Here is a 26,107-nt window from a genome sequence, read left to right on the forward strand (position 1 = left end):
CCTTTGCTGTGAAAGACTGCGGATTACTCCGCAGCCTCGCGTTTGCCGGCCGGCCGGCGTTCCAGAAGTTCCTTCAGGAAATGACCGGTGTAGGAGCGCTCGACCTTGACGATGTCTTCCGGCGTGCCGGTCGCCACAATTTCGCCGCCGCCCGTGCCGCCTTCGGGGCCGATATCGATGATCCAGTCGGCCGTCTTGATGACCTCGAGGTTGTGTTCGATCACCACGACGGAATTGCCCTGGTCCACCAGCGCCTGCAGCATTTCCAGCAGCTTGTTGACGTCGTGGAAGTGAAGGCCTGTCGTCGGCTCGTCGAGGATATAAAGCGTGCGGCCCGTCGAGCGTTTTGACAGTTCCTTGGCAAGCTTGACGCGTTGCGCCTCGCCGCCGGATAGCGTGTTGGCCTGCTGGCCGACCTTGATATAACCGAGGCCGACATCGAACAAAGCCTGCAGCTTGTCACGCACCGCCGGCACGGCAGCGAAGAATTCCACGCCTTCCTCCACCGTCATATCCAGCACGTCGGCAATGGACTTGCCCTTGAAAGTCACGTCCAGCGTCTCGCGATTGTAACGCTTGCCGTGGCAGACGTCGCAGGTGACATAGACGTCAGGCAGGAAGTGCATTTCGATCTTGATGACGCCATCGCCCTGGCAGGCCTCGCAGCGGCCGCCCTTGACGTTGAAGGAGAAACGGCCGGGCGCATAACCGCGCGCCTTCGCTTCCGGCAGGCCGGCGAACCAGTCACGGATCGGTGTAAAGGCGCCGGTATAGGTGGCCGGGTTGGAGCGCGGCGTGCGGCCAATCGGCGACTGATCGATATCGATCACCTTGTCGATGAATTCGAAACCGTCGATGCGATCATGTTCGGCCGGAATTTCGCGCGCGCCCATCACCCGGCGTGCCGCTGATTTATAAAGCGTCTCGATCAGAAAGGTGGATTTGCCACCGCCTGAAACGCCGGTAACCGCAGTGAAAACGCCAAGCGGGACCGCCGCCGTGACATTCTGGAGATTATTGCCGCGTGCGCCATGGACCTTGATCTCGCGGCCCTTCTTGGGCTTGCGGCGCTCTGCCGGTACGGCGACGCCGAGTTCGCCGGAGAGGTATTTGCCGGTTAGCGATTTCGGATTGGCCATTACGTCCTGCGGCGTGCCTTCGGCGATCACCTGACCGCCGTGAATGCCGGCGGCCGGGCCGATATCGACCACATAATCCGCCGTCAGGATGGCGTCCTCGTCATGTTCGACAACGATGACAGTATTGCCGATATCGCGCAGATGTTTCAGCGTCTCGAGCAGGCGGGCATTGTCACGCTGATGCAGGCCGATCGACGGCTCGTCCAGAACGTAGAGAACGCCCGTCAGGCCTGAGCCAATCTGCGAAGCGAGGCGAATGCGCTGGCTTTCGCCGCCGGACAACGTGCCGGAGTTGCGCGACAGGCTGAGATAATCCAGTCCGACATCATTGAGGAAGCGCAGGCGTTCGCGGATTTCCTTGAGGATGCGGACGGCGATCTCATTCTGCTTGGCGTTGAGACTTTCCGGCAGCACCTCGAACCAGTCGCGTGCCTTGCGGATCGACATCTGGGTGACTTCACCGATATGCAGCTTGTTGATCTTGACGGCGAGGGCTTCGGGTTTCAGGCGATAACCGGCGCAGGCCGGGCAGGGCGCTGCCGACATATAACGCTCGATTTCCTCGCGCGCCCAGGCGCTGTCGGTCTCTTTCCAGCGGCGCTCCAGATTGGGAACGATGCCTTCGAAATTTTTCACCGTCTTGTAGGCGCGGGCGCCGTCCTGATAGTTGAATTCTATCTTGTCATCGGTGCCCTGAAGAATGGCGTGCTGCGCGTCCTTCGAAAGCTCCGACCATTTGCTGGACAGTTTAAAACCGAAAGCCTTGCCGAGCGCTTCCAGCGTCTGGTTGTAATAGGGAGAAGACGACTTGGCCCAAGGCGCGATGGCGCCGTCGCGCAGCGTGCGCGCCGGTTCCGGAACGATCAGGTTTTCATCCACCTTCTGCTGCGAGCCGAGGCCATCGCAGCTGGGGCAGGCGCCGAAGGGATTGTTGAAGGAAAACAGCCGCGGCTCGATCTCAGGAATAGTGAAACCGGAGACGGGGCAGGCGAATTTTTCCGAAAACAGCACACGCTCATGGGTTTCGTTGAGCGACTTGTTGGCGGAGCCGCCGGCGGCGGTTTCTTCCGGCGGCAGAGGCTTGTCGGCGAATTCGGCGATAGCCAGCCCATCGGCGAGCTTGAGGCAGGTCTCGAGACTGTCGGCAAGGCGTGCGGCCATATCCGGGCGCACCACCGCACGGTCGACGACCACATCGATGTCGTGTTTGTATTTCTTGTCGAGCGCCGGCACATCGGCGATTTCGTAGAACTGGCCATCCACCTTGACGCGCTGGAAGCCCTTCTTCATCAGCTCGGCAAGTTCCTTCTTATATTCGCCTTTGCGGCCACGCACGATCGGCGCAAGAATATAAAGACGCGTGCCTTCCTCAAAAGCGAGGATGCGGTCCACCATCTGGCTGATGGTCTGGCTTTCGATCGGCAGGCCCGTGGCCGGCGAATAGGGCACGCCAACACGCGCAAACAGCAGGCGCATGTAGTCGTAGATTTCCGTGACCGTGCCCACCGTGGAACGCGGGTTCTTCGAGGTGGTCTTCTGCTCGATGGAAATGGCCGGCGACAGACCCTCGATACGGTCGACATCCGGTTTCTGCATCATTTCCAGGAACTGGCGCGCATAGGCCGAAAGGCTTTCGACATAACGGCGCTGACCCTCTGCATAGATCGTGTCGAAGGCAAGCGACGACTTGCCCGAGCCGGAAAGCCCGGTCATGACAATCAGCTTGTTGCGTGGCAGATCGAGGTCGATACCCTTGAGATTATGCTCACGGGCACCACGGATGGAAATCGTCTTCAGTTCACTCATGACAAGGCTCGTGGCAAGGCTCGGACAAAAATAACAGGCTTGATGGCGGCGTGTCCTTATGTAGTGACGCAGCCGGAGGTGTCGAGGTCTATTCCCCATCGGTCGGAGCTTTTCAGCCCACTTGACTCGAATTTCGCGATTAAATAGAACAAAAAAGGAACAAATAGCAAGTGCGAATATCCGCTGTTCGAAGCTCTGGATTATTCGTTGTGGATAGTTCCACGCCTGCGGTGCCCTTTGCGGGCCGTGATGGTTATTGTGTGCGGAATTTTTTTGAAATGCAATTGCCGGTCATGATGGCCGGCGGACAGGATGACGAGATGGCTGGTAGCGTAAACAAGGTAATTCTGATCGGGAATGTCGGCGCAGATCCCGAAATCCGCCGTACGCAGGATGGCCGCCCCATCGCCAACCTGCGTATCGCCACCTCGGAAACCTGGCGGGACCGCAATAGCGGCGAGCGCAAGGAAAAGACCGAATGGCACACGGTCGTGGTTTTCAACGAAGGCCTGTGCAAGGTCGTCGAGCAATATGTCAAGAAGGGCGCCAAGCTCTATATTGAAGGCCAGCTGCAGACGCGCAAATGGCAGGACCAGACCGGGAACGACCGCTACTCCACCGAAATCGTGTTGCAGGGCTTCAACTCCACGCTCACCATGCTCGATGGTCGCGGTGAGGGTGGCGGCGGTGGCCGTAGCGGCGGTGGTGATTTTGGCGGTGGCGGAGATTACGGCAGCAGCGGTGGCGGCTCCAGCTCCGGTTATGGCGGCGGTTACGACCAGCAGTCGTCATCGCGCGGCGGCTCTTCACGCGGCGGCGGCCAGCCTTCCGGCGGCTTCTCCAACGATATGGACGACGATATTCCGTTCTGAGCCGACGACGAATGATGTTATGCGTCACAGGAGGCGGGCATGAGTGATGATACGGCACCGAAACAGCCGATCTCAAAACAACCGGCTTCCTGGCGCATCATTCTCGCTTTTTTCCTCGATTTCTGGACAGCGTTTTTCGCCGCCGGATTTCTCGTCGCAGCGGTCGCAGGCGGGCGCACGCCACATGGTTTCGCGCTGAGCGGCCTGCCTGCCTTTATCGCCTTAGTGCTGATCATCGCCTATTTCATCGTGCTCGGCCGGTTTTTCGGCGGCACGCTGTGGCAGCGGCTTTTGAAGGCTAAACGTTAGCCAAACGGCTTTGCCGGTTTTTACGGGAGCCGGTTATTTCGATGTCGCGGTGGTTACGCCGCGACTTTGTCGGCCAGCATCGCCACCATGACGTCGGATTGTGAGACAATCCCCACCATCTTGCCATTGGCGTCGATCACCGGCAGGTAATGCAACCCTTCTTCCGCAAAACGGATGATGGCTTCTTCGATCGAGGTTTCCGGTTGCACGGTTCTGACCGGCGATGTCATGATGTCCTTGACGGTATCGTTGGGGGCACTTGCACCGGAAAGAATGAGGCGCAGACGCTGCAGGAAACCGATGGAGGGGCGGCCGTTTCTCCAGCTTGCCTTTTCCAGAAAATCCGTCTGGGTGACGATGCCGACGATTTCCGCCCTGTCATTGGTGACGGGCAGGGCCTTGAAATGGTGGCTGTGCATCAGCGCATGGGCATGGCGCAGGCTGTCGTCAGGGGCAACGCCGACCACATCGCGCGACATGACGCTGGCGCAATCGAGATGCAGCGCGCGGCGGCGATAGGAGCGCAGCTCGGTCTTGCGCAGGATGGTCTCCAGTTCCTCGCGATCGATATCGAGAACTTCGTCATATTCCTTCAGCACCTCGTCGAGGTCGGTGGAGGAGAAGCCGATTTTCTGGATGGGGGTCGGATCCGTCGTGCCGTGGGCGGCCTTTCCGAGCTTCAGACCATGCGGATAGGCGCGGCCGGTGGCATTGTTATAGGCGAGCGCCAGCGCAAGAAGGATCAGCGAATTTCCAGCGACCGGCCATAGAAGGAAACCATATCCGAGGCTGTGAACGGCGGGACCGCCGAGAACTGCCGTCAGCGCTACAGCACCGCTTGGCGGGTGCAGGCAGCGCAGCGCCATCATGGCGGCGATGGCAAGGCTGATGGCGAGCGCGCTGGCGAGGAATAGATCCGGAACCAGCAGCGCCACCGTGACACCCACGAAAGCCGATACCAGATTGCCGCACATGATGGACCAGGGCTGCGCCAGCGGGCTCGAGGGCACCGCGAATAAAAGCACGGCCGATGCGCCCATCGGTGCGATCATGGCGGGCAGGGTGGGGTCGAAGCTGAGTGCGAGACTGCCCAGAAATCCGGTCAGGAGAATGCCCACGAAGGCGCCGGTCGCGGAACGCAGCCTTTCCCTGATACTGACAGGTGCGGCATCCGGGATGAGGCGACGCAGCGTGGAGCGCATGAAGAGAACTTTCGAATCCGGAAAAGATGCGCGTCTTTTAACCGAAACGATGGCCGGATTTAAAGGATGGATTTTTTACAGTTTCAGCGGGATGCGGGATTTTGTTGCGAGATATCGCCACCATGCCGCGTTTCAGAAGGCAAAGGCCGATTTTATGCCGTCGACCACGAATTGCACCGAAAGGGCTGCAAGCAGCACGCCAAGCAGCCGGGTGAGGATCGCCCGGCCGGTATTGCCGAGAAAACGGTCCATGCGTTCCGCAACGATCAGGGCCGCGTAGACAAGGGCCATGGCGAAAGCGAGGATCAGGATCAGTACGACCATCTCGATGGTGGTCTTCATCGTGCCGGCAAGAAGCACGGTGGCGGAAATGGCGCCCGGCCCGGCAATCAGCGGCAAGGCCAGCGGAAAGACCGCCAGATTGTGCAAATGGTCCTTGGTTATGGCGATTTCGGAGGTCTTTTCCTTGCGCTCCTGACGCTTCTCGAAAATCATCTCGAAAGAAATCCAGAACAGCAGAAGGCCACCGGCGATGCGGAAGGCGCCAAGCGAAATGCCGAGCAGGTTGAGGATGGTAAGGCCGAACAGGGCGAAGACGGCGAGAATGCCGAAAGCAATCAGCGAGCCGCGCAGGGCAACCTGACTGCGCTGGCTGCGCGTCATCCCTGCGGTAAGCGCAAGGAATACGGGCGCAAGACCGGGCGGATCGAGCGTGACCAAAAGTGTGGTAAGCGCGTTGATGAGCGTTTCGCTGCTGGCCATTCTTTCCCCGCTTATTGCCTTTTTGTGCGCGAGCCTACGCAAGTCGCGGCTGCTTTGAAAGGGAGCGGCGTTGCTTTTGCCGGGCTAAATCGCGAAAAGCGGTGTTCGTCTTGCAAATGACGCAAAAGACTGTTCAAAACTCGCCGGGAAATTGGCTTAACGTGGCTGTTTCCGCTATAAAAATCCATCCGATTCTTAACAGAGAATGTGATCCGTTTTGACTGACCAGAGCCCCCCCGGCGGCGGAAAACTTCCGCCAGGCATTGAACCGATTTCCATCATGGAGGAAATGCAGCGGTCCTATCTCGATTACGCCATGAGCGTCATCGTGTCCCGCGCGCTTCCCGATGTCCGTGATGGTCTGAAGCCGGTTCACCGCCGTATTCTTTACGGCATGTCCGAACTCGGCATCGACTGGAACAAGAAATACGTCAAATGCGCCCGCGTCACCGGTGACGTCATGGGTAAATTCCACCCGCACGGCAATTCGGCGATCTATGATGCGCTGGCGCGCATGGCGCAGGACTGGTCGCTCCGCCTGCCGCTGATCGACGGCCAGGGCAATTTCGGCTCCATCGACGGCGATCCGCCGGCGGCCGAACGTTATACCGAATGCCGCCTGGAAAAGGCCGCGCATTCGCTGCTCGACGATCTCGACAAGGAAACCGTCGATTTCCGTGACAACTATGATGGCACGTTGCAGGAACCGGTGGTTATTCCGGCGAAGTTCCCGAACCTGCTGGTCAACGGGGCAGGTGGCATTGCGGTGGGCATGGCCACCAATATTCCGCCGCACAATCTGTCCGAGGTCATTGACGGCTGTATTGCGCTGATCGAGAATCCGGCGATCGAGCTGCCTGAACTGATGCAGATCATTCCCGGCCCGGATTTCCCGACCGGTGCTCTGATCATGGGCCGCTCCGGCATCCGCTCGGCTTACGAGACGGGTCGCGGGTCGGTCATCATGCGCGGCCGCGCCACCATCGAGCCGATGCGCGGCGACCGCGAGCAGATCATCATCACCGAAGTTCCCTACCAGGTGAACAAGGCCTCGATGATCGAGAAGATGGCCGAACTGGTCAAGGAAAAGCGCATCGAGGGCATTTCCGACCTGCGCGACGAATCCGACCGTCAGGGTTATCGCGTCGTCGTCGAGCTGAAGCGCGATGCCAATGCCGACGTCATCCTGAACCAGATTTATCGCTACACGCCGCTGCAGACCTCGTTTGGCTGCAACATGGTGGCGCTGAACGGCGGCAAGCCGGAACAGATGACGCTGCTCGACATGCTGCGCGCCTTCGTCGCGTTCCGCGAGGATGTCGTCAGCCGCCGCACCAAGTACCTGCTGCGCAAGGCGCGCGACCGCGCGCATGTGTTGGTGGGTCTGGCGATTGCGGTTGCCAATATCGACGAGGTCATCCGCGTTATCCGTCACGCGCCCGATCCGGCTTCGGCCCGCGAGGAGTTGATGACGCGGCGCTGGCCGGCGCGGGATGTGGAAAGCCTGATCCTGCTCATCGACGATCCACGCCATCGCATCAACGAGGACGGCACCTACAATCTGTCCGAAGAGCAGGCGCGTGCCATTCTCGAATTGCGTCTTGCCCGTCTGACGGCGCTGGGTCGCGATGAAATCGGCGACGAACTGAACAAGATCGGCGCGGAAATCAGCGAATATCTCGACATCCTGTCTTCACGCCTGCGCATCATGCAGATCGTCACCGAGGAGCTCATCGCCATCCGTGATGAGTTCGGCACGCCGCGCCGGTCCGAGATCGTCGAGGGCGGTCCTGACATGGACGATGAAGATCTCATCGCCCGGGAAGACATGGTCGTCACCGTTTCGCATCTTGGCTATATCAAGCGCGTGCCGCTCACCACCTACCGGGCGCAGCGTCGTGGCGGCAAGGGTCGTTCCGGCATGGCGACGCGCGACGAGGATTTCGTCAACCGTCTCTTTGTTGCCAACACCCATACGCCGGTGCTGTTCTTCTCCTCGCGCGGCATCGTCTACAAGGAAAAGGTCTGGCGCCTGCCCATCGGCACGCCGCAGTCCAAGGGCAAGGCCCTTATCAACATGCTGCCGCTGGAACCCGGCGAACGCATCACCACCATCATGCCGTTGCCCGAGGATGAAACCACCTGGGAAACGCTTGATGTGATGTTCTCGACGACACGCGGCACGGTTCGCCGTAACAAGCTCGGCGATTTCGTCCAGGTCAACCGCAATGGCAAGATCGCCATGAAGCTCGATGAAGAGGGTGATGAAATCCTCTCCGTTGAAACCTGTACGGATCGGGATGACGTGCTTCTGACCACGGCGCTTGGCCAGTGCATTCGCTTCCCCGTGGACGATGTGCGCGTCTTTGCCGGCCGCAACTCGGTCGGCGTGCGTGGCATCAACATGGCCGAAGGCGACCGCATCATCTCCATGACCATCGTCGGCCATGTGGACGCTGAACCGTGGGAACGTGCCGCTTACCTCAAGCGCTCGGCAGCCGAACGGCGTGCCGCAGGCGTTGATGAAGATGACATCGCGCTCGTTGGTGAAGAAGTGACGGAAGAGGGCGAACTCAGCGAAGAGCGTTATCAGGAGCTGAAGGCACGCGAAGAATTCGTGCTGACGGTGTCCGTGAAGGGCTACGGCAAGCGCTCGTCCTCCTACGACTTCCGCACATCGGGCCGCGGCGGCAAGGGCATCCGCGCCACCGATACCTCGAAGACGGCGGAGATCGGTGAACTCGTCGCGGCTTTCCCCGTGGACGAAGGCGACCAGATCATGCTGGTTTCCGATGGCGGCCAGCTTATCCGCGTGCCGGTCAACGGCATCCGCATCGCCAGCCGCGCCACCAAGGGTGTGACGATCTTCTCCACCGCCAAGGATGAGAAGGTGGTTTCCGTGGAACGCATCAACGAGCCGGAAGGCGACGAAGAGGCGGAAAACGGCAATGGCGACGAGGCGGAAGACAATCTGCCGGATACGCCTGAGGCACCGGAGAGCGAGGCGTAAGCCGCCTCGTTTCCCTTTCGTCAATCAACGGAAAACCCCGCGGCGCTCAGGCACCGCGGGGTTTTTCTTTGAGTCTTATCTGGTTAGTTCGGTTTGTTAGCGAATGCGGATATGGATCGGCGCACGTCCGGAACGGCGGGCCACGTGAAGGTGGATGCTGGCTTCCGGCTGGTTGGCGCGCCAGGCGCGGGCGCCATGCGACAGGAGCAGGCTGACCAGATCGCGCGTCTTTGCCTTGGAACGGTTTAGACCGAGATCGGCGATCCGCATCGCCGCTTCATGAATGGGATGCAGAACCGACAGACTGCTTTGCCCGTTGCCAGACGCAATGTCCGAATAATTCTCGTTAACTGCCATCTTGGAAAGCCTCGCTACACATTACACAATTCGAGGAGACAGGCGATGTTGCGACAATGAACACCGCCTGCGGAAACGTCGGTTACTGGAGTGACGCCCAGCAGCTGACGCCTTTCTTTTTCAATGCATTGCATGCATTTACCGCGGCATTCTGGCCATCAAAGCCGCCGAAACGGGCGCGGTAGATCTGGGAGCCGTCCTTGCTGAAGGCGACCGTGAAGGGCTTTGCGGAACGCAGGGCCGCACCACCTTTTTCCTGTGCGTTCTGCAACAGGCCGCGGGCGGAGTTTTCGTCCGGCGATGCGCCGATCTGGATTACCCAGCCACCCTGAGGTGCGGCGGATGTAGCCGACGCCGAAGGGGCAGGGGCGACGGAGGCGGTGACGATATTGTCCACCTTGGTCGAGTTGGTGATCATGCTGCGATCAGGAGCGATCGGCGCCCGAACAATCGGATCCTTGCCCTTCTGCCAGGTAGCGGCTTCCATGGCCTTGACGGCGGCATTGGAAGAGGAACCTGCAAAGGCGGTGACCGGCGCTTCTTCATAGCGGGCCTGCGGTACAGGGCCGGCATTTGGCAGGCCGGCATTGGTCGCCGCAACCGCAACGGAAGGAACAGCTGCCGCCACGGCGACGGGCTCTTCGACGGGTGCAGACCGCGTCTGGGCGATCAGGTTGCTGTTGCCGCCACGCGAGGCCTGCGGCAGATAGGTCGCGACAAGCTTGCGCATGGTTGCGTCACGGGCGGCGCTGGAGCGACCGCCGAGAACGACGGCAACGATGGAACGACCATCGATCTGCGCCGAAGTGGCAAGATTGCTGCCGGCTGCACGGGTGTAACCGGTCTTGATGCCATCCACGCCCTTGACGGTTCCGACAAGACGATTGTGGTTGCCGATAACCTGCTTGCCAAAATTGAAGGTGCGGGTGGAGAAGTAACCGTAATATTGCGGATAATGCTGGCGAAGGGCGATGCCGAGGCGGGCCTGATCGCGTGCCGTCGTCATCTGCGCCGTGTTGGGCAGGCCGTTGGCATTGCGGTAGGTCGTGCGGGTCATGCCGAGCGCACGGGCCTTGGCGGTCATCATTCTGGCGAAACGGTCTTCCGAGCCGCCGAGATATTCGCCGAGCGCCGTCGCCATGTCATTGGCGGAGCGGGTGACGAGAGCCAGAATGGCCTGTTCGACCGTAATGGCACCGCCAGCGCGCACGCCAAGCTTGGATGGCGGCTCCTTGGCGGCATTGGCCGAGACCGGCACCTTGGAATCAAGTGAGATGCGTCCGGAATTAAGCGCCTCGAACGTCAGATAAAGCGTCATCATCTTTGTCAGAGAGGCGGGATAACGCAAACCGTCCGGATCCTCGCCGTAGAGAACCTTGCCGGTCTTGGCGTCGATGACGATGCCCGCATATTTCGGTTCCGCCTGCGCGGTACCCACGGATGTTGCGGTTATGAACGCCGCAGCAAGGGTCAACGCCAGAAACCTTACAAAAGACGTCGCACCCGCTTTGCGCGAATGTGCCCAAGATACACTTTTCAACACTGCTGAACTCTTCAATCGCATATTTCTGTTCCGCTCGGACACGCCCCGCCCGATAGCTCCGGGGAGAAACTTTATCGGGATGGCGTTACCAAGTGGTTTATGAAAGGTATCCACCCTCCATAAAATGCGACTTTTCGCACGCAATCTGTGCCATGCCGTGTCACGGATTTCCGTCTTTTGCGAGGCGCTGCTCAATATAATGTTTCACATCGGTGTCGAGCCTTTGCCATTGCGGCAGCAGGCCGGAGGAGAATCGGTAAAAAAGACTGAGATCCTGCCCGACGTGGATATCCCTCTGGCAGTCGCTGCCCGTGGCCTCCTGGGGTGTCTGCGGCAGAAGGCAGCGCACAACATAGTCGCTTTCGCCTTCGCGCCGTCCAGTCAGGATAACTTCCTTGCCGTAACCGGAATCGGCACGCAGGCGGTGCAGCAACAATCCGTGCTTCAGCTGTACGGGGTCTCCTTCCGTCAGCCGTGTATAGATCGGCCCGAACCGGCCGGACATGTCCTGTGACATGGTGCTTTGCGACAGCTGAATATAAATCAGCCCCGTTGCCTCAGCCGGATCGTCGAATATTGCGCGATTCCCTTCCTCGTATCCCTTGAGGCCAGGCCAGGTCAGATAAAGATCGACCCGCTCCTGTTCGCCGCCCTCACGACCGGAGGGCAGGCGCAGCGTGTTCTTCGCGAGCTTCAGCCGGTCGTTGCCGATCACTATCTGCACCTCGTCGGTCGCCGTCGTGTGGCCCGCCTTCAGTATGCGTTCGCCATATAATTTGACGCCAAAATTAAGAGCGATGACTGAAACGAGAAGGATTCCGGCGATGATGGCGGCGCGGCGCATCAGCGACGATGAAAGCAGGGGTGTTCCGTTCTGCATGGGCGTCCAGATTCGTTCTTGTCGCGGGCGGGATTTCCGGGCCGAAAATTGGCTGACAAAGCTTTAACCTGCGGCGATCGCCATTGAAATGCTGTTTTGCCGCTGCTACCTGATAGGGCGCAAGCAAAGGACGGCATATGGCAGCGCGCGACAGATATTCCCGGAAACTCGAATGTTCCAAATGTGGCCATCAGGGTTTTGCCGAAGTGTCGGAATCAGATGAGAAGAGCCGCGCCGATGTCGATTTTCGCGTCGATGAAATGCCGCGGGGGTTTCGCACCGAACGCGCCTCGGGTGATCCGACCGATTTCATGATCCGCTGCGGCCAGTGCGGCAACATATTTCGTTTCCTGCAGAAAACTGCCTATGCGCCCGGAGGCGAACCGCGCGTGAAGGCCTGAACGGGAGGTGCCGGATGACCATGCCGCAACAACCGAACGGAGCGCCGCCAAGGCGTAAGCCAATCTGGCCGTGGATCGTGCTTCTGGTGCTGACGCTCTGCGCCATCTACTCCTATAATCGCGCCAACGAAATCCTTGCCGAATTGTCTGACACGTTGCCGCCAGCGGTGCTGAACCTGTTCGAGGATATTCTCCGGGATGGCGGACGACACGGTGATGGTGGCCCCAGCATCGGGGTCTGAATAGACAAACCGATAATAGGGTTTGCCTGCAGGCTGGGCTCTCGCACACAGACGTTTTTTAGAGGCTCATTAAAGAAAAAAAGCCCCGCAAACGGGCGGGGCAGGTTGATCGCTCGGGGAAAGTTGGGCAATGCCCGGGAGCGATGTGACTATATAAGCGACAATATTGCTGACGCGATAGGCCACTTCCGTCCCAAACAGTACGCCGGCGCATAAAATTTGCTCAAGTGAGGAGGATTTGAGGAGATGAACTCGTTAAATCTGTCAGGCAACTTGACAGCAAGCCATCCTATTCTTTCGCTTGCCTCGAATTGCACATATTTGCTCCTAACATAAAGAGACATGAGCAGACGCATGGATAAATCCGGAATCTTCTTCGTGGCGCTTTTGCTGGTGCTTGTTGCAATCGTTCTCAGCCTGACGCTGTTTGATTCGGCCGAGCAAGGTCCAACGGTTCCCGCGGGCGAGGGGTCTCTGCTGCCGCCGGCGACAACGCCCGGCCAATGACCGGGTGAATGCGAGACAAGGGACCGCAACGGTGTGCGCCTGCCGGGATTGACGGCCCTTTTCAAACCGCTATAAAGCCTCACCACCGAAGGATGGGTGTCCGAGTGGTTTAAGGAACCGGTCTTGAAAACCGGCGTGCGTGAGAGCGTACCGTGGGTTCGAATCCCACCCCATCTGCCATTCAGCTCAAAAGTGACCCTTTAAAACGCGCAACGATTGCCGATCCGTGTCGCGTCTTTTGGCCGGTGATGCTTTAATCTTATCCACAACGAAGAAACCCGCCTTTCGGCGGGCTCCAGATTTCACATTGAATTAGATTTCGTCATCAGATTTCGGGGCAACCCCGTTCGTTGGCGAAGGTGATGCGATCCGGGCCGCGGCGGGTGAAACCCTGAACAACGACGCGGCCGGGGGTGACGCGCACGACTTCAGGATCTCGAAGGCCAGCCTCACGGGCGGCGGCGCGGGCTTCGCGTTCGCTGCAGCCGCGCATGCGGGGCGGGCCACGGCGGTCAACGTCTCTGTCGCGATCTCGATCGCGGATGACGGGGCGGACGCCATCGGGACCGATCCTCAATTCCATGTCCTGCGCCGCGGCCGGGATCGGCGCTGTGATGGATACGAGGGCGATGCCAAGCGCCAGACCCGTAGCTTTTATTGACTTGATCATGGTTTCCTCCCTCAGCCGAAAACCGGCGGAAGCTTGTTTGTTTGCGGGGAAGAAACGCGGTCGCACTGCCTTTGTTCCGTAATGACGGATGCCGGGTAAGGTGCGGATGAGCGTCAACGGCAGATTTCAGGGCTCAAAAAAGAGATAAATCATTAACCACGTTCATTACAATTTTATCGAATTTGCAGAAGTCGTTCGCATTTTCGCCACGTTATGCACAAGATTAAGCGACTGTTAGGTGCTTCGATGGCAGGGGCAATTAATCGAGGCAAGTGAGGGTGCGGTTCTCCGAGCCAATAGCAGCGTGGGGCAGACGATTTGAATTCTACGGTCAAGAAACTCGGCATCAGCACCAGATCGGGTGCGAAGTGGCTTGCAATTTCCGTGCTTTGCGCTGCGACAGCGTCGTGTTCCACCACGACCGAGACCAAGCCTAAGCCCAAGCGCAGCAAGGAATATTTCTCTGAATCGGAATATGGCGTCAAAGCCAGCCCGCGCGTTGCCGATGGCAAGAGCATTCCCAAGGGCGGCGGGCGAGAGCTGATCGGCAACGCTTATACCGTCAAGGGCCGTCGTTATTTTCCGAAAGAAGAGCCGGGTTATAACAAGACCGGTCTTGCCTCCTGGTACGGTTCCGCCTTCCATGGCCGCCTGACGGCGAATGGCGAAGTGTACGATAAAGAACATCTTTCTGCCGCACATCCGACATTTCCCCTGCCGAGCTATGCGCGCATCACCAATACGGAAAATGGCGCATCGGTTCTGGTGCGCGTCAACGATCGCGGACCTTTCCATGAAGGCCGCCTGATCGACGTTTCCAGCAAGACGGCCGATCTTCTCGACATGAAGGCGACAGGTACGGCGAATGTGCGGGTGCAATATGCCGGCCGTGCCCCGCTTGACGGTCACGACATGCCCTATCTGATGGCGTCTTATATTCCGAAGGGCTCGCGCTCGCCGGGTGTGGCGCCGGAAGGGCAGATCGCAACGGGCGTGATGGTGGCTTCGGCCTCTCCGAATTTCGTTCCGGCTCCTGCCTCCAATCCGAATTATAGCGGTTCGACGCAGACGGCGCTGGTCGGTTCCAAGAAGAATGCGGCCCTGCAGGCCATGCCGCTGGTCAATGGTCCGGCACCGGTATTCGAGCAATTTGCGATCCTGCCGGAAATCGGTCCGTTCCTGGCCGAGCGTCCCGAAGGAAACTTCATGCGTGAGCCGGCAGCACCCGGCGGCAATTATCTGCGCGTGCCGACACCATCGTCCAAATATGCGGCGGCTTATTCGGAAGAATCTGCTACGGTTTCCCGGACCGCACGTGCCTTCGACAGCGTGCTGGTCGATCGTGGCGCGCTCAACGAGCAATCGATACTCGCCCATGTGAAGCGTCAGCAGGCGAAGTCTCGCTGACGGATTGAAGGGTAGGGCTGCATCCGTTTCATTTCGGGCGGCCGGTTGCGGCAGGCAGGACTGGGCGGTTTCATGCGCAAGGCCATTTATCGCTCCTATTGTTCGGTCGTCGTCGCGGCCGGACTGGCGTTTTTCAGTGCGGGTGCGGCGCAATCGCAGACTGCACCCTTCATCGCCAAGGCCGAACAGGCCTATATGATCGATGCCGAAACCGGCACCGTGCTTCTCTCGCAAAATGAGGATCAGTCGTTTCCACCGGCTTCGCTTGCCAAGCTGATGACGGTGGAGGTGGTGCTGGATGCGCTTTCCAAGGCGCAGGTGACACCGGAGACCGCTTATCCCGTCTCTGAATATGCCTGGCGCACGGGCGGTGCGCCGTCACGAACCTCGACCATGTTCGCGGCGCTGAAATCTTCCGTCAGCATCAACGATCTCCTGACCGGCATCATCGTGCAGAACGCCAATGATGGCTGCATCATCATCGCCGAAGGCATGGCGGGGTCGGACCCGGCATTTGCCAAGCGCATGACCGCGCGGGCGGGTGAACTCGGCATGAACCGCAGCAGGTTCACCAATTCCACGGGGCTTCCTGATCCGGGCAACCAGACGACGGCCAGGGATATGGTGCGTCTTGCCCAGCATCTGCACGATACCTATCCGGATCGTTATGGGCTTTTCATCAAGCCGGATTTCGAATGGAACCGGATATTCCAGCGCAACAAGAACACACTGCTTGGAAGCGGCATAGATGGGCTCGGGCTTGGCTTTGCGGAAGGCAGCGGCTTTGCGGCCGTGGTTTCGGCTGAGCGGGAGGGTCGGCGGGTCTATCTGGCGCTGTCAGGCATAACAGACGACAAGACGCGGCAGGAAGAAGCCCGCCGTGTGGTCGAGTGGGGCCTCACAGCTTTCGAAAAGCGCCATCTTTTCAGCAAGGATGAAGTGGTGGGGTCGGTCAGCGTCTATGGCGGTGATGCGTCCTATGTCGATCTCTCGCCGAAGGAAGATGTCAGCGTGCTGGTGCCGGTCAACAATCCGGAGCGAATTTCCGGACGGATTGTTTATCGCTGGCCATTGAGCGCGCCGCTGGACGTGGGCGCCAATGCGGGAACGCTCAAGGTCTTTTCCGGTGAGCGGCTGCTGCGCGAAGTGCCGCTTTATACCAAGGGTTCGGTCGGCAAGGGCTCGCTGACGCAGAATGCGGCGGGTGCGTTGAAAGAACTGCTGCTGTTCTGGCTCTGAAAATCCGCGCTTTGCGCTACTTTCCTCTATGCTTTTGTTCAGGCACCGGATTTTCTGAAAAGCGCTTCACACTTTTTGGTTCGATGCTGTAAACAGGCATTTCAATATTTCCGGGAATTCCTCGCAGGACGTGACATTGGCCGAAAAGACTGGATTGTTCATCAGCTTCGAAGGCGGCGAGGGCGCCGGCAAGTCCACGCAGATTCGCACGCTTGCCGAGGCGCTTCGTGGTCGGGGCTTCGAGGTGGTCGTGACGCGTGAGCCAGGCGGCTCGCCGGGTGCGGAGGCCGTGCGGCATGTGATTTTGTCCGGTGCGGCGGAATCCTTCGGTGTGCGCATGGAAGCAATCCTGTTTGCGGCGGCGCGCAACGACCATGTCGAAGAGGTCATTCGCCCGGCGCTGGCGCGTGGCGAGATCGTGCTCTGCGACCGGTTCCTTGATTCCTCCCGTGTCTATCAGGGCACGACCGGCAATCTGGAGCCGGATTTCATCGAGACGCTGCAACGCATTGCCATCGATGGTGTGGTACCGGAACTGACGCTGATCTTCGACATTGCCGCCGAAAAGGGGCTCGCCCGCGCCAGAAAACGGGCGGATGAGGGGGCTGCGCCTGACCGGTTCGAAAAAGAGGAAATCGAAACCCACGAGAAGCGGAGGGAAGCCTATCTCGATATAGCGCTTGCCGAGCCGCGTCGCTGCCGTATCGTCAATGCCGACCAGCCGGAGGAGAAGGTGGCGGAGGATGTAAGGTCCTTTGTCGAGCCCTTGCTCGGACAACTGGGAACTGCAGCGGGCGCGGCGCATGAGTGAGGTTCAGGGCGTTCTCGACGGCGCGATTGCGCCGCAGCAGAACACGAAGCTTTTCGGGCATGAGGAAGTCGAAGCGTTCCTCGCCCAATCCTATCGCTCCGGCAAGGGCCATCATGCCATTCTCATCGAGGGGCCGGAAGGGATTGGCAAGGCAACGCTCGCCTTCCGTTTCGCCAATCATGTCCTTAACCATCCCGATCCGTCTTCGGCGCCGGATGTCCTTGCCGATCCCGATCCGCAATCGCTTGTCAGCCGGCAGATCACGGCCGGGGCGTCGCACAACCTGTTGCATCTGACACGTCCGGTGGATGAAAAGACCGGCCGCGTGAAATCCGCCATCACCGTGGATGAGGTGCGGCGGGCCGGGCATTTTTTCTCGCAAACTTCGGGCACCGGCAACTGGCGCATCGTCATCATCGATCCGGCCGATGATCTCAACCGCAATGCCGCGAATGCGATCCTGAAAATACTGGAGGAGCCGCCGAAGCGGGCGATGTTCCTCGTCCTGTCGCACGCGCCGGGCAAGTTGCTGCCGACCATCCGCTCGCGCTGCATGCCGCTTCGTCTGCTACCGCTTTCCGATGCGGCCATGGTGCAATCACTCGATCATCTCGGCATCGGCTCCGCCGGCGAAAAGCGCGATGCCCTGATTGCTGCCTCGAAGGGCAGCGTGGCGCAGGCGCTCAAGCTGATGAATTACGGCGGTTCCGACATTGTCGAGGCCTTTGCCGAGGTGATGTCTGCGGAAGGGCCGGGCGCACGCAAAAAGATGCACAAGTTGGCCGAAGTTCTGGCGCAGAAGGATGGCGACATCGTCCTCGGCTTCTTCATGGAGCATGTGACGGAAGAGCTGATGGAGCGGGCCCGGGCGGCCGCCATGGCGGGCGACATCGCGGCGGCGGAAAGACATGCGCGGCTATCCTCGATGCTTGCGGAGCGCATCAGCGTGGCGCAGGCCTATAATCTCGACAAGAAGCAGATGGTGCTTTCCATTCTGGAAGATGTTCGCGGGCACTAAATACACTTTAAGTTGCGAATCACATCTTTTTCTATTTTACTCAGTTAGAGAAATGTCCATGAGCTGAAATAGCAAGGAAAAGTCGTGAGCGAAAAATCTGTTGTTACGAGGATGGACAGTTTGCTATCAGAGAAGAGCGTAGATGCATCTGATAAATTAAAGGTAGCTATTTACAGTGGATCGCTCCCGATTGGAGACATTGAAATTGATTGTGCTGTTCTTGAGGATGGTACTCGAGTCCTATCCGAGCGCGCGGTTCACAGGGCGTTCGGAAGTAAACGTGGAGGTTCGCATTGGCGGAGAGTCAAGGCCAATCCTGATAGTGTAAGCTTACCATCTTTTATATCTGCGACTAATTTATCTCCATTCATAAATGACGATCTAGAGAAAGCTCTTACCACACCAATTTCTTATACCGCATCGGCTGGTGGTACGGCTGCGAACGGAATAAGGGCCGAGATGCTGCCGGAGATTTGCGGTGTCTATTTACGTGCGAGACGAGAAGGACGACTTCACCCATCTCAAGAGCAAATGGCGTTGCAAGCCGAAATTTTGATGGAAGCCTTCGCCAAAGTTGGTATCGTTGCGCTTGTAGATGAAGCTACTGGATACCAGAAGCAGCGCGGTCATGATGCCTTGAGGCTGCTATTATCTAAGTACATTGCAGAAGGTCTACAGAAATGGATAAAAACATTTCCGGATAGCTTCTTTGCTGAACTCGATCGTCTTTATGACAACGCGCCGACATCTGCTCACAGTAGACCGCAATACTATGGACATTTTATCAATCGTTACGTCTATGATCCGATAGAAAATGGATATGTGAAAGCAGAGCTTAATCGACTTAATATTGATGAAAAAGGAAAAAGACGGGCAAAATTCCATCAATGGCTAGCGGACGAGGGGCGTAGCATGCTTATCCACCAGATTGGGCGCGTCCACGGTCTCATGGAAATGTGCAACGATATCGACTATTTTAAGAACGCGGCGAAAAAGCAAAAGAACATCTCTGTAGCGCCATATCTTTTCGATGAAATGAACAAAATCTTGGAGTGAAGCTAGTGTTCGGCGAACGTAAGTGTTTCGCTGCTGCGAACAATGGTTTAAGAGCGGTCTATCCAAAAAACAGCCTGTAAAGTCGATAGACCGTCATGACAGACAAGACACCATTCTACATCACCACCGCGATCTCCTATCCCAACGGCAAGCCGCATATCGGCCATGCCTATGAGTTGATTGCGACGGACGCCATGGCACGTTTCCAGCGCCTGGATGGAATGGATGTTTTCTTCCTGACGGGCACCGATGAACACGGCCAGAAGATGCAGCAGACGGCGCGGGCGGAAGGCATTTCGCCGGAAGAGCTGGCGCAGCGCAATTCCGACCAATTCCGCGCGATGGGCAAGCTGCTCAACGCCTCGAATGACGATTTCATCCGCACCACGGAAGAGCGTCACCACGAGACCTCGCGCAATATCTGGAACCTGATGGCCGATAGCGGTGACATCTACAAGGACAGCTACGCCGGCTGGTATTCCGTGCGTGACGAAGCCTATTACGGCGAAGACGAAACGGAAGTGCGCGCTGACGGCGTCCGCTATGGGCCGCAGGGCACACCGGTGGAATGGGTGGAAGAGGAAAGCTACTTCTTCAAGCTCTCCGAATACCAGGACAGGCTGCTGAAGCTCTACGAGGAAAACCCTGAATTCATCGGCCCGGCCGAACGGCGCAACGAGATCATCTCCTTCGTCAAATCCGGCCTGAAGGACCTGTCGATTTCCCGCACCACCTTCGACTGGGGCATCAAGGTTCCGAATGATCCCAAGCATGTCATGTATGTCTGGGTCGATGCGCTGACCAACTACATCACCGCCACGGGTTACATCGAAGACAGGAACGGCCCGCGCGCGAAATATTGGCCGGCCGATGTGCACATCATCGGCAAGGACATCATCCGCTTCCACGCGGTCTATTGGCCCGCCTTCCTGATGAGCGCCAAGCTGCCGCTTCCCAAGCGCGTTTATGCGCATGGCTTCCTGCTCAACAAGGGCGAGAAGATGTCGAAATCGCTCGGCAATGTCGTTGATCCCGCCAATCTGGTTGCTCACTTCGGCCTTGATCAGGTACGGTATTTCTTCCTGCGTGAAGTTTCCTTCGGCCAGGACGGTAGCTACAGCGAAGAAGGCATCGCCACCCGCATCAATGCCGATCTTGCCAACGGCATCGGCAATCTCGCCAGCCGTTCGCTGTCGATGATCGTCAAGAATTGCGATGGCCAGATCCCGGCACCCGGCGTGTTCACCGACGAAGACAGGGCGATGCTCGCTTCGGCCGACGGCCTGCTGGCGGTCTGCCGTGAGGAAATGGGCAAGCAGCTCATCCACCGCGCACTCGCTGCCATCATCGCCGTCGTTTCGGAAACCGACCGTTATTTCGCATCGCAGGAGCCTTGGGCTCTGAAGAAGACCGATCCGGAGCGCATGGGCACCGTGCTATACGTGACGGCGGAAGTGGTGCGCCAGATCGGCATCCTTCTGCAGCCCTTCATGCCGGAATCCTGCGACAAGCTGCTTGATCTCGTGGCCGCGGCCGCTGACAAACGCGATTTCGCAGCGCTCGGCGAGGCCGGTCGTCTGGTTCCGGGCACGCCGCTCGAAGCACCGAAGCCGGTCTTCCCGCGTTACGTTGCACCGGAAGCGTGAAGGCGAGGCCGATGCTGATCGATACCCATTGCCATCTGGATTTTCCTGACTTCGATGCTGAGCGCGACGATATCATAGCCCGCGCCCATGCCTCCGGCGTCGCCCAGATGGTGACGATCTCGACCCGGGTGCGTCGTCTGCCGGAGCTGTTGAAGATCGCGGAAAAATACCCGTCGGTGTTCTGCTCGGTCGGCACACATCCCAACAGCGCAGCCGAGGAACTGGATATCTCGGCTGACGATCTGGTGCGGCTGGCCGAAAGCCACGACAAGATCGTGGCGATCGGCGAGGCGGGACTGGATTATTTCTACGATACGCAGAAGCCGGAAGACCAGAAGACCGGTCTCATTCGCCATATCGAGGCGGCAAGACGGACGAAGCTGCCGCTCGTCATTCACAGCCGCAGCGCCGATGACGACATGGCCGCTATTTTGCGCGCGGAAAGCGAAAAGGGAGCATTCCCCTTCATCTTGCACTGCTTCTCGGCGGGTCCTGAACTGGCGAAAACCGGTGTCGAGCTTGGCGGTTATGTTTCCTTTTCGGGCATTCTCACATTCCCGAAATCGCAGGATATCCGCGATATCGCCGCCACCGTGCCGCTTGACCGGCTGCTTGTCGAAACCGACGCGCCTTATCTTGCCCCCAAGCGCTGGCGGGGAAAACGCAACGAGCCTTCCTACGTGGTCAATACGGCAGAAGTTCTGGCCGAGGTGCATGGTGTTTCTTTCGAGCGCATGGCCGAAATCACCACCGAGAACGCCTTCCGCTGCTTTTCGAAGATGACAAGGGTGTAGCGTGGCAATCTACCGTCGTCGCTTCACGGTTCTCGGCTGCGCGTCTTCGCCCGGTGTGCCGCGCATCAACGGCGACTGGGGTGCCTGCGATCCCGAAAATCCGAAGAACCGGCGCACGCGCACGGCCTTCATGGTGGAGCAGATCGGCCCGGATGGTGGCAGGACCACAGTCGTCATCGATACTGGCCCGGATTTTCGCGAACAGATGATTGCGGCCAAGGTGGAGGCCGTCGATGCGGTGCTTTACACCCACGCCCATGCCGATCACCTGCATGGCATCGACGATCTGCGCATCTATTTCGCCATCCAGCAAAATCGCATTCCGATCTATGCCGATCCTGTCACCATGGCGCGCATATGGGATGGTTTTGCCTATTGCCTGGAGACCCCGCCGGGCAGCAGTTATCCGCCAATCGTTGAACCGCGGATCATCGCCGACATCAACGCGCCGGTGACTATTAACGGGGCAGGTGGGCCGATAGCTTTCAATGTGCATATGCAGCAGCATGGTGATGTACATTCGCTCGGCTTCCGCATCGGTGACGTTGCCTATTGCACTGACGTCAGCGATTTTCCGGCTGAAAGCCTGCCCAAGCTTGCCGGCCTTGATATTCTCGTCATCGACGCGCTGCAGCACCGTTACCACCCCAGCCATCTTTCGCTGGAACAGGCGCTTGGCTGGATCGAAAGATTCGCACCCAAACGGGCGATCTTGACCCATATGCATATTCCGCTCGATTATGAGACGGTAATGCGTGAAACGCCCGATCACGTCGAACCGGCTTACGACCAGATGCGTTTTGAAGTGGAGTTCGAAGCGCCCTGAGCAAGTCTCTCAAAACCGGTTGCCGGTTCTGGAACAGAGACGTGCTTTGAAACACTAGTACAGGCGCGTCGCGCTTTGACGTTGCCTGAGAAGGAACAGCATGTCGACCCGGCCTTTCCGTGCACCCAGTATGGCGAGCTTTTTCGACAATCTGCGCGCCAGCCGGTTGCGGGCAATGTTCCGTCGCGGCGAACTGGGGCTGGTGGCTCTTGCCGCTCTCATCGGCATTGCAGCGGGCCTTCTGGTAGCGCTGATCGGCGCGTTGAGCACGGCGCTGCATGTGCTGGTCTTCGGTACCGAGCGGCTGAGCAGCAGCGACCTCTCTGGCCCTGTCGTGCTTGCCGGACCGATCGTCGGCGGCATCGTGCTTGGCGTGATTATCTTCATTCTTTCAAAGACCCGCAAGAAACCGATGGTCGACCCGATCGAGGCAAATGCCCTGCATGGCGGCCGCCTGTCGCTGACGGACAGCATCATCGTTTGCGTGCAGAACATCGTCTCCAACGGTTTCGGCGCGTCGGTCGGGCTTGAAGCCGGTTATACGCAGATCGCCAGCGGTGTGGCCTCGAAGATCGGCATCAAGCTGAAACTGCGGCGAGGGGATATGCGCATCCTCGTCGGCTGTGGTGCTGCAGGTGCGATTGCGGCGGCCTTCAATGCGCCTCTGACGGGGGCGTTTTACGCCATCGAACTCATTATCGGCACCTACACCGTCGTGACGCTTGCGCCGCTCATTGTGTCGGCGCTGGTGGCCACCACCGTTATCGGGATTATCGGCGGTCATGGCCTGTCGATCGATATTGTCGATGCCAGCCGCGTGACGCCTGCAGATTATGTGCCCGCCATCTTTCTGGGAGTCGTGTGCGCGGCGATCGGTATCGTGCTGATGCAGACGGTTTCCTTCATTGAGGAGACGGCCCGCAAAAGCGCCATTCCCGGCTGGCTGCGTCCGGCGATTGGCGGCATGGCGGTCGGCGCTCTTGCGCTGATTTCACCGCAGGTCCTGTCGAGCGGCCACGGCGCGCTGCATCTCAATATTGATGCCGAACTGACGATTTACGGGCTGGTCGGGCTCTTCCTGCTGAAAGCGGCGGCCAGCGCCATTTCCATCGGTTCCAATTTTCGCGGCGGCCTGTTTTTCGCCTCGCTGTTCATGGGGTCGCTTCTGGGTAAAGTTTTTGCGCTCTGCGCCCCCTATATCGGCTATGGCTCGACAGCGCCCATCGTTTATGCGGTGATCGGTATGAGCGCCTTTGCCGCCGCCATCATCGGTGGCCCTTTGACGATGACGTTCCTGGCGCTGGAACTGACGGGTGACTTCCAGATCACGGCTCTGGTGCTCGCCGCCGTCATCACAACGTCGCTGGTGGTGCGCACGACCTTCGGTTATTCCTTCGCCACGTGGCGTTTTCACCTGCGCGGAGAGAGTATTCGCAGCGCCCATGATATTGGCTGGATCCGCGACCTGACGGTCGGCAAGATGATGCGTGCCGATATCCGCAAGGCCAATGTCAGCATGGGGCTCCCGGCCTTCAAGGAGAAGTTCCCGCTCGGTTCGACGCAGCGGGTGATCATGACCCATGATGACGGGCGTTATGCCGGCATCGTCCTCGTGCCGGAAATTTACGCCGACCCGATGGATCGTGATCCAAGCAAGATCAGCCTTGAGACCTATCTGCAATATAAGAACGACGTGCTGTTGCCGACCATGAATGCGCGTCAGGCAGCAGCCGCCTTTGATGCCACGGAAAGCGAAGCGCTGGTTGTCGTTAACGACAAGATAGAGAACCGCCCGGTTGGTCTGCTTACCGAGAGCCATACGCTCAGGCGCTACAGCGAAGAGCTGGAACTGAGACGCCGGGAGGCATCCGGAGAGCTATAAATTTGGATTAGAAAATTCTTTTTATATATTGATATAATTCGCATTTCTTTACGAATACGGAAATTAGCACGGCTTGATATGTTCACGCGTGAAAACCATGCAAGCGCAAGTGTCGAACCTGTGACGCCCTGACCTTCAAGCCATCTCAACGTCCTGCATTCATGCACGGTCCAATGTCTGGAGCGCGCTAGCCCGCACGGCGTTCTCGCTGCCTTCCTGATTTTTCTCGTGCCAGCTTGACAAAAAAGACTTCTCCATAATAAATAGACTGACTACTTAATTAATGAAACATTTGATGCTTGTGAGTGGGCGAGCGGGGTTGCTGACGTGACCTGTCGCGCGCCTTGGCGCAGCCGTGCGCTCAAGTCATTTGCCGCCGTCATCATCGCCCGCAGCACTGGTTCGGTGAAATTTGGAGATCGTAATGCCTTCAGACAGCAGCCCTGCCGAGACGATGCGCCTTGCGGCGGCATATGCTGATCTCGACGCCGGCTCCGAGGCGGGGCCTCGCGGACTTGGTCTTCCGCACAGCCGCATTCCGCTCTATGGCATCATCCTTGCCGGCGCCCTGTCGCTTTTCGGCAATGCGGTGGCCGGCGTCGTGCTGCCATGGATCGTGCTTTCCCTGACAGGCAATGCCGCATGGACCGGGATTTCGGCGGCGGCCGGCATGATGCCGCTGGTGATCGGCGCTTTTTTCGGCGGGCCGATCGTTGACCGTTTCGGTTCGCGTGTCGTTGCCGTTACTGCCGATCTTGCCAGCGCATTGAGCGTTGCAGCCATTCCGTTGCTGATGATGACCGGACAGCTGGATATCGGCCTGCTGATCGGCCTGATCGTGATCGGCGCGCTTCTCGATGGGCCGGGCATGATCGCCCATGATGCAAGGGTGCCGGAACTCGCCCGTGTTGCACGCATGCCGATCGAGCGGATGACGTCGATTGATGAATTGCTGGAAAACACTGCGCTGATCTTCGGCCCGCCGGTCGCCGGCATCGCAATCGCCGCTTTCGACATTGAATATGCCCTGCTGATCACGGCCGGTTGCTCGCTGCTTGCCGCCGTCATCGGCGCGATCTGCCTGCCGCGTCATCGCCGCAGGATCACCGATCCGGACAAAGGCGGTGCGGCGCTTGCGGGCCTGCGCTTCCTGCTGACCGAACCGCTGCTGCGTCTCATGCTTGTTGTCGCCATGGTAATGCTGGCGGTTTTCGGGGCGCTCAACGCTGTTGTTCTACCGGTCCTGTTCAAGGCAAGCGGGGCGGATGTTCTCGACCTCGGCCTGTTCCTCGCGGTTTCCGGGGCAGGGGCGGCCTTCTCGGCTGTCACCTTTGCCATATGGGGCCATGGCTGGAACGGACGCTTTGTGCTTCTGGCGGGCATATCCGGCGCCACGCTTGCGATCGGCCTGATAGCCTTCATTGAGACCGGTCCATATCTATTTTTCGCGGCTGCCTTGATCGGCCTGTCGACCGGGGCGCTTGGCCCGCTCGCCAATGCGATGTTCCTGAAACGCGCACCGGCCTCGATCCGGGGCAGCGTGCTTGGGACGACCGCGGCAATTGCCATGATGGCGACGCCGCTCGCCGTGCTGATCGCCGGTTTCGGCATGGAGGCTGTCGGTTCCGCATTGTTCCTGTGGGGGCTGACGGCAACCCTCTGTTTGCTGGTGCTCTGGGTGCTCCTCAGCCGGGCGGCGCGGATGCTCGGCAAATCGCCGCCATGATC

23 protein-coding genes and 1 tRNA gene are annotated in these 26,107 nt (G+C 58.9%); 17 read left to right on the plus strand and 7 right to left on the minus strand.

What is annotated here, in order from left to right; all coding sequences use genetic code 11:
* Positions 1–23 precede the first annotated feature (23 nt).
* On the minus strand, positions 24–2,945 hold the full coding sequence (uvrA, locus tag M0412_RS05295) for an excinuclease ABC subunit UvrA (protein ID WP_269699593.1): 2,922 nt from the start codon (positions 2,943–2,945) through the stop codon (positions 24–26).
* A gap of 278 nt (positions 2,946–3,223) precedes the next feature.
* On the opposite strand from uvrA, the gene M0412_RS05300 reads away from it, so the two are divergent.
* Together M0412_RS05300 and M0412_RS05305 are read left to right on the plus strand one after the other, a co-directional pair.
* Positions 3,224–3,817, plus strand: a complete 594-nt coding sequence (locus M0412_RS05300; protein ID WP_052760243.1) for a single-stranded DNA-binding protein — start codon at positions 3,224–3,226, stop codon at positions 3,815–3,817.
* 39 nt (positions 3,818–3,856) lie between these two features.
* Positions 3,857–4,126: a hypothetical protein gene (locus M0412_RS05305; protein WP_269699592.1), complete on the plus strand. Its 270-nt coding sequence runs from the start codon at positions 3,857–3,859 to the stop codon at positions 4,124–4,126.
* Positions 4,127–4,179: 53 nt separating this feature from the next.
* Here the strand turns inward: M0412_RS05305 and M0412_RS05310 are convergent, their stop codons facing one another.
* Both M0412_RS05310 and M0412_RS05315 read right to left on the minus strand, forming a co-directional pair.
* Complete coding sequence (locus M0412_RS05310) at positions 4,180–5,328, minus strand: HPP family protein (protein ID WP_269699591.1); 1,149 nt, start codon at positions 5,326–5,328, stop codon at positions 4,180–4,182.
* A gap of 132 nt (positions 5,329–5,460) precedes the next feature.
* Positions 5,461–6,090: a MarC family protein gene (locus M0412_RS05315; RefSeq protein WP_142839772.1), complete on the minus strand. Its 630-nt coding sequence runs from the start codon at positions 6,088–6,090 to the stop codon at positions 5,461–5,463.
* 217 nt (positions 6,091–6,307) lie between these two features.
* Between M0412_RS05315 and gyrA the strand changes: the two genes are divergently transcribed.
* Entirely contained in the window at positions 6,308–9,100 is a 2,793-nt protein-coding gene (gene gyrA / locus M0412_RS05320; RefSeq protein ID WP_269699590.1) for a DNA gyrase subunit A, read from the plus strand.
* A 96-nt stretch (positions 9,101–9,196) separates the two neighbouring features.
* Here gyrA and M0412_RS05325 read toward each other — a convergent pair whose 3' ends face one another.
* From M0412_RS05325 to M0412_RS05335, 3 genes are all read right to left on the minus strand, one after another.
* On the minus strand, positions 9,197–9,457 hold the full coding sequence (locus tag M0412_RS05325) for a hypothetical protein (RefSeq protein ID WP_046800148.1): 261 nt from the start codon (positions 9,455–9,457) through the stop codon (positions 9,197–9,199).
* Between the two features lie 82 nt (positions 9,458–9,539).
* The gene (locus M0412_RS05330) at positions 9,540–11,021 is read right to left on the minus strand and encodes a D-alanyl-D-alanine carboxypeptidase family protein (RefSeq protein WP_142839770.1); all 1,482 of its coding nucleotides are present in this window, start codon (positions 11,019–11,021) and stop codon (positions 9,540–9,542) included.
* 139 nt (positions 11,022–11,160) lie between these two features.
* On the minus strand, positions 11,161–11,880 hold the full coding sequence (locus M0412_RS05335) for a hypothetical protein (RefSeq protein ID WP_269699589.1): 720 nt from the start codon (positions 11,878–11,880) through the stop codon (positions 11,161–11,163).
* Positions 11,881–12,017: 137 nt separating this feature from the next.
* Between M0412_RS05335 and M0412_RS05340 the strand changes: the two genes are divergently transcribed.
* The 4 genes from M0412_RS05340 (at position 12,018) to M0412_RS05355 (ending at position 13,210) form a co-directional block, all read left to right on the plus strand.
* Entirely contained in the window at positions 12,018–12,281 is a 264-nt protein-coding gene (locus tag M0412_RS05340; protein ID WP_046800151.1) for a hypothetical protein, read from the plus strand.
* Between the two features lie 14 nt (positions 12,282–12,295).
* Positions 12,296–12,523: a hypothetical protein gene (locus M0412_RS05345; protein WP_269699588.1), complete on the plus strand. Its 228-nt coding sequence runs from the start codon at positions 12,296–12,298 to the stop codon at positions 12,521–12,523.
* Between the two features lie 354 nt (positions 12,524–12,877).
* Positions 12,878–13,030, plus strand: a complete 153-nt coding sequence (locus M0412_RS05350) for a hypothetical protein (RefSeq protein WP_193559496.1) — start codon at positions 12,878–12,880, stop codon at positions 13,028–13,030.
* Between the two features lie 90 nt (positions 13,031–13,120).
* A tRNA-Ser gene (locus M0412_RS05355) sits at positions 13,121–13,210 on the plus strand.
* A 145-nt stretch (positions 13,211–13,355) separates the two neighbouring features.
* Here the strand turns inward: M0412_RS05355 and M0412_RS05360 are convergent.
* Entirely contained in the window at positions 13,356–13,700 is a 345-nt protein-coding gene (locus tag M0412_RS05360; RefSeq protein ID WP_269699587.1) for a hypothetical protein, read from the minus strand.
* Positions 13,701–14,018: 318 nt separating this feature from the next.
* Between M0412_RS05360 and M0412_RS05365 the strand changes: the two genes are divergently transcribed.
* From M0412_RS05365 to M0412_RS05410, 10 genes are all read left to right on the plus strand, one after another.
* The gene (locus M0412_RS05365) at positions 14,019–15,107 is read left to right on the plus strand and encodes a septal ring lytic transglycosylase RlpA family protein (RefSeq protein ID WP_269699586.1); all 1,089 of its coding nucleotides are present in this window, start codon (positions 14,019–14,021) and stop codon (positions 15,105–15,107) included.
* 72 nt (positions 15,108–15,179) lie between these two features.
* Positions 15,180–16,346 carry a D-alanyl-D-alanine carboxypeptidase family protein gene (locus M0412_RS05370; RefSeq protein WP_269699585.1) on the plus strand — a complete coding sequence of 389 codons (1,167 nt, stop codon included), beginning with the start codon at positions 15,180–15,182 and terminating at the stop codon, positions 16,344–16,346.
* Between the two features lie 136 nt (positions 16,347–16,482).
* On the plus strand, positions 16,483–17,157 hold the full coding sequence (tmk, locus tag M0412_RS05375; protein WP_269699584.1) for a dTMP kinase: 675 nt from the start codon (positions 16,483–16,485) through the stop codon (positions 17,155–17,157).
* Positions 17,150–18,175 (plus strand): DNA polymerase III subunit delta', encoded by a 1,026-nt coding sequence (locus tag M0412_RS05380; protein ID WP_269699583.1) that lies wholly within the window; start codon positions 17,150–17,152, stop codon positions 18,173–18,175. Before tmk ends, M0412_RS05380 begins: the two co-directional genes overlap by 8 nt.
* Before the next feature lie 84 nt (positions 18,176–18,259).
* Complete coding sequence (locus tag M0412_RS05385) at positions 18,260–19,231, plus strand: P63C domain-containing protein (protein ID WP_153513705.1); 972 nt, start codon at positions 18,260–18,262, stop codon at positions 19,229–19,231.
* A gap of 95 nt (positions 19,232–19,326) precedes the next feature.
* Positions 19,327–20,877 carry a methionine--tRNA ligase gene (gene metG / locus M0412_RS05390; protein ID WP_269699582.1) on the plus strand — a complete coding sequence of 517 codons (1,551 nt, stop codon included), beginning with the start codon at positions 19,327–19,329 and terminating at the stop codon, positions 20,875–20,877.
* A gap of 11 nt (positions 20,878–20,888) precedes the next feature.
* A complete protein-coding gene (locus tag M0412_RS05395; RefSeq protein ID WP_269699581.1) occupies positions 20,889–21,671 on the plus strand; it encodes a TatD family hydrolase in 783 nt (260 codons plus the stop codon).
* A 1-nt stretch (position 21,672) separates the two neighbouring features.
* Positions 21,673–22,497, plus strand: a complete 825-nt coding sequence (locus tag M0412_RS05400; RefSeq protein WP_269699580.1) for an MBL fold metallo-hydrolase — start codon at positions 21,673–21,675, stop codon at positions 22,495–22,497.
* A 100-nt stretch (positions 22,498–22,597) separates the two neighbouring features.
* On the plus strand, positions 22,598–24,379 hold the full coding sequence (locus M0412_RS05405) for a chloride channel protein (RefSeq protein WP_269699579.1): 1,782 nt from the start codon (positions 22,598–22,600) through the stop codon (positions 24,377–24,379).
* 424 nt (positions 24,380–24,803) lie between these two features.
* The gene (locus M0412_RS05410; protein ID WP_269699578.1) at positions 24,804–26,105 is read left to right on the plus strand and encodes an MFS transporter; all 1,302 of its coding nucleotides are present in this window, start codon (positions 24,804–24,806) and stop codon (positions 26,103–26,105) included.
* The last annotated feature ends 2 nt before the right edge of the window (positions 26,106–26,107 follow it).

The sequence above is a fragment of the Agrobacterium sp. O3.4 genome (genome assembly GCF_041414895.1).
GTDB classification, from domain to species: domain Bacteria; phylum Pseudomonadota; class Alphaproteobacteria; order Rhizobiales; family Rhizobiaceae; genus Agrobacterium; species Agrobacterium cucumeris.

Excerpts from the sequence above, each read along its gene's own strand:
- uvrA (WP_269699593.1), bottom strand. The coding sequence starts at position 2,945 with ATGAGTGAACTGAAGACGATTTCCATCCGTGGTGCCCGTGAGCATAAT.
- M0412_RS05300 (WP_052760243.1), top strand. The coding sequence starts at position 3,224 with ATGCAATTGCCGGTCATGATGGCCGGCGGACAGGATGACGAGATGGCT.
- M0412_RS05305 (WP_269699592.1), top strand. The coding sequence starts at position 3,857 with ATGAGTGATGATACGGCACCGAAACAGCCGATCTCAAAACAACCGGCT.
- M0412_RS05310 (WP_269699591.1), bottom strand. The coding sequence starts at position 5,328 with ATGCGCTCCACGCTGCGTCGCCTCATCCCGGATGCCGCACCTGTCAGT.
- M0412_RS05315 (WP_142839772.1), bottom strand. The coding sequence starts at position 6,090 with ATGGCCAGCAGCGAAACGCTCATCAACGCGCTTACCACACTTTTGGTC.
- M0412_RS05325 (WP_046800148.1), bottom strand. The coding sequence starts at position 9,457 with ATGGCAGTTAACGAGAATTATTCGGACATTGCGTCTGGCAACGGGCAA.
- M0412_RS05330 (WP_142839770.1), bottom strand. The coding sequence starts at position 11,021 with ATGCGATTGAAGAGTTCAGCAGTGTTGAAAAGTGTATCTTGGGCACAT.
- M0412_RS05335 (WP_269699589.1), bottom strand. The coding sequence starts at position 11,880 with ATGCAGAACGGAACACCCCTGCTTTCATCGTCGCTGATGCGCCGCGCC.
- M0412_RS05340 (WP_046800151.1), top strand. The coding sequence starts at position 12,018 with ATGGCAGCGCGCGACAGATATTCCCGGAAACTCGAATGTTCCAAATGT.
- M0412_RS05345 (WP_269699588.1), top strand. The coding sequence starts at position 12,296 with ATGACCATGCCGCAACAACCGAACGGAGCGCCGCCAAGGCGTAAGCCA.
- M0412_RS05350 (WP_193559496.1), top strand. The coding sequence starts at position 12,878 with ATGGATAAATCCGGAATCTTCTTCGTGGCGCTTTTGCTGGTGCTTGTT.
- M0412_RS05360 (WP_269699587.1), bottom strand. The coding sequence starts at position 13,700 with ATGATCAAGTCAATAAAAGCTACGGGTCTGGCGCTTGGCATCGCCCTC.
- M0412_RS05370 (WP_269699585.1), top strand. The coding sequence starts at position 15,180 with ATGCGCAAGGCCATTTATCGCTCCTATTGTTCGGTCGTCGTCGCGGCC.
- M0412_RS05380 (WP_269699583.1), top strand. The coding sequence starts at position 17,150 with ATGAGTGAGGTTCAGGGCGTTCTCGACGGCGCGATTGCGCCGCAGCAG.
- metG (WP_269699582.1), top strand. The coding sequence starts at position 19,327 with ATGACAGACAAGACACCATTCTACATCACCACCGCGATCTCCTATCCC.
- M0412_RS05395 (WP_269699581.1), top strand. The coding sequence starts at position 20,889 with ATGCTGATCGATACCCATTGCCATCTGGATTTTCCTGACTTCGATGCT.
- M0412_RS05405 (WP_269699579.1), top strand. The coding sequence starts at position 22,598 with ATGTCGACCCGGCCTTTCCGTGCACCCAGTATGGCGAGCTTTTTCGAC.
- M0412_RS05410 (WP_269699578.1), top strand. The coding sequence starts at position 24,804 with ATGCCTTCAGACAGCAGCCCTGCCGAGACGATGCGCCTTGCGGCGGCA.